Raw genomic sequence first — 4,080 nt, 5'->3', positions numbered from 1 at the left:
AGTGACGCCTGCCGGCGATTTGGGCGCGGCGCTGGCCGACATAGCCGTGTCGTAAGCTCGCGTTGACACCGCCGCCCGCAAAAGCCTAAATCCGGTTCCAGATGGTCCCTTGCCCGCAACGGCAAGGGCTAAGAGGGAATGCGGTGCGGGGCAAAATCCCAAATCCGCGGCTGTCCCCGCAACTGTAAGCGAAGAGCCAAGGCCGAAAACCACTGGGAATTCCCGGGAAGGCGGCTACCCAAGGCGATGACTCGCGAGCCAGGAGACCTGCCGTCTGCGACTGTAGAATCCGATCGCCCGGCGGGTTTCCGGGCAAGGAGCCCGATCTTTGGACCACGACAGCAGTTTTTCGGCTGGCACAGCGGATATTTCGTCCGGCCATGATGATGCCTTGGCCGGCGTCACCATCATCGTCTGCGGCTCCTGCCGCAATGAGACCGGCTCCGACGCTCATCCCCGCGCCGGCGAGTTGCTGACGGACGACACGCGCCGCGCCGCCGCTGGCGACGATATCCGCATCCGCAGCGTCGAATGCCTTGGCAATTGCAAGCGGCGCCTCAGCGCCGCGATCCTGCGCGACGGTTGCTGGAGCTATGTCTTCGGCGACCTGACCGCGACCAGCGGCGCCGACCTCGTGACAGGCGCAAAGCTCTTCGCCACCTCGAAAGATGGCCTGATCCCGTGGCGTGGCCGCCCCGATAGCCTCAAGCGCGGCCTCGTGGCCCGCATTCCACCCATCGACATGCTGAAGGATTGACCATGACCACTTCCGTATCCCGCGTTCCCTGCACCGTCGTCACTGGCTTCCTCGGCGCCGGCAAGACGACGCTGGTCCGCCATCTCCTGGAAAACGCCGGCGGCAAGCGCATCGCCATCATCGTCAACGAATTCGGCGACATCGGCATCGATGGCGAGATCCTCAAGGGATGCGGTATCGACACCTGCCCCGAGGAAAACATCGTCGAACTGGCCAATGGCTGTATCTGCTGCACTGTCGCCGACGACTTCGTCCCGGCGCTCGACCAAATCCTGTCGCTGACGCCGAGGGTCGACCATATCCTGATCGAAACCTCGGGCCTGGCACTGCCCAAGCCGCTGGTCCAGGCCTTTCAGTGGCCCAGCGTGAAAAGCCGGGTGACCGTCGATGGCGTCATCGCCGTGGTCGACGGACCGGCATTGGCCGAAGGCCGCGTCGCCAACGACATGGAGGCCCTCCAGGCGCAGCGCGCCGGGGACGAGACGCTCGACCACGACGATCCGGTGGAAGAAGTGTTCGAGGACCAGATCGCCTGCGCCGACCTGATCATCCTGTCGAAGAGCGACCTGATGGACGCCGCCGGCACCGCCCGCGCCAATGCCATCGTTGGCGAACACTCCGCCCGCGCAGTGAAGATCGTGCCGACCTCGCATGGCAAGGTCGATCCCTCCGTGCTGCTCGGGCTCGGTCTGGCCGTCGAGGACGACATCGAAAACCGCAAGTCCCATCATGACGGCGCATTCGACCACGAGCATGACGACTTCGACACGTTCATCGTCGACATTGCCTCGATCGCCAATCCGGACGAGCTGGCAAAGCGCGTCGCCACCGTCGCCGAAGAAGAGAACGTGCTGCGCGTAAAAGGCTTCGTCGAGGTCGGCGGCAAGCCGATGCGGCTCTTGCTGCAGGCCGTCGGGCCGCGCGTCAATCATTACTATGACCGCGCCTGGACCGCTGAGGATGACCGCCGCTCGCGCCTCGTCGTCATCGGCCTGAAAGGGCTGAACCGCCCGGCGATCGAGCGTATACTCGCCGGCTGATTTCGGACACGGATTGCGATGCACATCCTAACCACGACATCCGCCTCGCTCGACGACCTCGCCGAGCCGGTCGATCTGCGGCAGACGCCGGCGGATATCGTGGCCCTGTCCTTCACCGACAGCGACCTCGCCGGACTGGCGGCGGCGTGGAGGACCGATGCCGACCGCCTGCCCTCGATGCGGCTGGCCGCACTGCGCGACTTGCGCCATCCCATGTCCGTCGACCTCTGGGTCGACAGCGTCGCCCGCCATGCCAAGATCATCCTCGTGCGCATCCTCGGCGGCTACGACTGGTGGCGCTACGGCTGCGACCAGCTTGCCTCGACCGCCCGCGAACGCGGCATAAAACTGGCGCTGCTGCCCGGCGAATGCCGCGACGAGGATCTGCGCCTGATCGAAGCCTCGACGCTGCCGCGCGAGGAGTTGGACGGCCTGCTCGACTATTTCCGCGAGGGCGGCCCGGCGAATATGAGCGCGCTGGTGCGCAGGCTGGCGGGCTTGGCGGGACAGGATGCGGAAGTGATCGGCCCGGTGGTGGTGCCGAAAGCTGGTTTTTACGTGCCCGGATGTGGAGTTGTGGAGAAGCCGGACTTATCGAATGCTGGCGCTTACAACGTCAACGCTCCTATCATCCCCATCCTGTTCTATCGCTCGATGCTGCTGGCCGCCGATGTCGCGCCCATCGATGCGCTTGTTGAAGCGCTGCGGCAGCGCGGCATCGACCCAGTCCCGATCTTCGTCTCCAGCCTCAAGGACCCAACCTCCCTCGCCTTCGTGGAAACAGCACTGACGGCGCTGAAGCCCGCCGCCATCATCACCGCGACCGCTTTCGCCTCAGGCGCCGAACCCGGCATCGAAACGCTGTTCGACCGCGCCGGCGTGCCTGTCTTCCAGGTCATCGTCGCCACCACCCGCCGCGACATCTGGCAAAACAACCAGCGTGGCCTGGCACCCGCTGACCTCGCCATGCATGTCGTGCTGCCCGAACTCGACGGCCGCGTCCTCGCCGGCGCCATTTCCTTCAAGGGCGAGACCGAGACCGATCCCGCACTCGGCCACCGCGCCTTCGCCAACCGGCCGGAACCGGATCGCGTGGCGCAGGTCGCTGACCGCGTCGCGGCCTTCATCAAGTTGCAGGAGACACCCCGCGCCGGGCGCAAGCTGGCCATCCTAATCCCGGATTACCCTAGCGCTCCTGGTCGAACCGGCTATGCCGTCGGCCTCGACGTGCCGTCCAGCGTGCTCGCCATGCTGCATGACCTGAAGGAGCAGGGCTATGTGATTGAGGGGATTCCGCAGACGCCGCGTGGGTTGCTGGATTTGCTGGAAGCCAGCGATACTGGATTGGCCTTAGATAACTACATTGCCTTCTCGACGGAGTTGCCGACTGCGGCAATTACTGCGGTCGAAGCCGCTTGGGGCAAAGCGGAAGACGAAACAGGTTTGCGCGGAAGCTTCCCCTTCCGCGCCGCCACCTTCGGCAACGTCACCATCGCCCTCGCCCCCGACCGCGGCCGCTCCGTCGACCGCCGCGCCGACTACCACGACCCGACGCTGCCCCCGCGCCATGCGCTGATCGCCTTCGGCCTCTGGCTGCGCAAGTCGCTCGGCGTCCACGCGCTGGTCCATGTCGGCGCCCATGGCACGCTTGAATGGCTGCCGGGCAAAACCGTTGCTCTGTCGGAAAACTGCTTTCCGGAGATCGTCACCGGTCCCCTGCCCGTCATCTATCCCTTCATCGTCTCCAACCCGGGCGAAGCGGCGCAGGCCAAGCGGCGCATTGCCGCCGTCACCCTTGGCCATTTACCGCCACCGCTGACCGGCGCCGGGCTGGACGAAAACCAGCACAAGCTCGAGCGGCTGGTCGACGAATATGCGCAGGCCGACGGGCTCGACCGTCGCCGCCGTGACCGACTGGCGAAACTGATCGTCGACACCGCGCAAAAAACCGGTCTCGCCTCCGAAGCCGGCGTTGCCAGAACCGACGCGCCCGACGAGGCCTTGCGCCGCATCGATGCCTGGCTCTGCGACCTCAAGGATTTCGCCATCAAGGACGGGCTGCATATCTATGGCCGCGCTCCGGAGGATGAGCCGGACGCCATGCGCCGGCAAAGTGCTGAAGCCGAGAAGACGGCGCTCATCGCCGCGCTCGATGGCCGCCACGTCAAGGCTGGGCCGGCCGGCGCGCCTGCGCGCGGCCGCTCGGCCGTCTTGCCTACCGGCCGCAATTTGTTCACCTCGGACCCGCGCACCATGCCGACGCCGACCGCCTATGATCTGGGC

At 65.8% G+C, this 4,080-nt stretch carries 3 protein-coding genes and 1 riboswitch; all 3 genes read left to right on the top strand.

Translation table 11 applies throughout. The features are described from left to right. The first annotated feature begins 85 nt into the window (after positions 1–85). A riboswitch (cobalamin riboswitch) is annotated at positions 86–290 on the top strand. A gap of 38 nt (positions 291–328) precedes the next feature. Next, complete coding sequence (locus EN884_RS28080) at positions 329–757, top strand: DUF1636 family protein (RefSeq protein WP_013531088.1); 429 nt, start codon at positions 329–331, stop codon at positions 755–757. A 2-nt stretch (positions 758–759) separates the two neighbouring features. Then, positions 760–1,797, top strand: a complete 1,038-nt coding sequence (cobW, locus tag EN884_RS28075; protein WP_063168240.1) for a cobalamin biosynthesis protein CobW — start codon at positions 760–762, stop codon at positions 1,795–1,797. An 18-nt stretch (positions 1,798–1,815) separates the two neighbouring features. Beyond that, positions 1,816–4,080: cobaltochelatase subunit CobN (cobN, locus tag EN884_RS28070; RefSeq protein WP_128360859.1), on the top strand; the 2,265-nt coding region annotated here is incomplete at its 3' end.

Source organism: Mesorhizobium sp. M7A.F.Ca.AU.001.01.1.1 (assembly GCF_004022735.1).
Lineage (GTDB): Bacteria > Pseudomonadota > Alphaproteobacteria > Rhizobiales > Rhizobiaceae > Mesorhizobium > Mesorhizobium ciceri.
The sequence above is the reverse complement of the archived record's forward strand: the minus strand, read 5'-3'. Positions and strand labels throughout refer to the sequence as shown.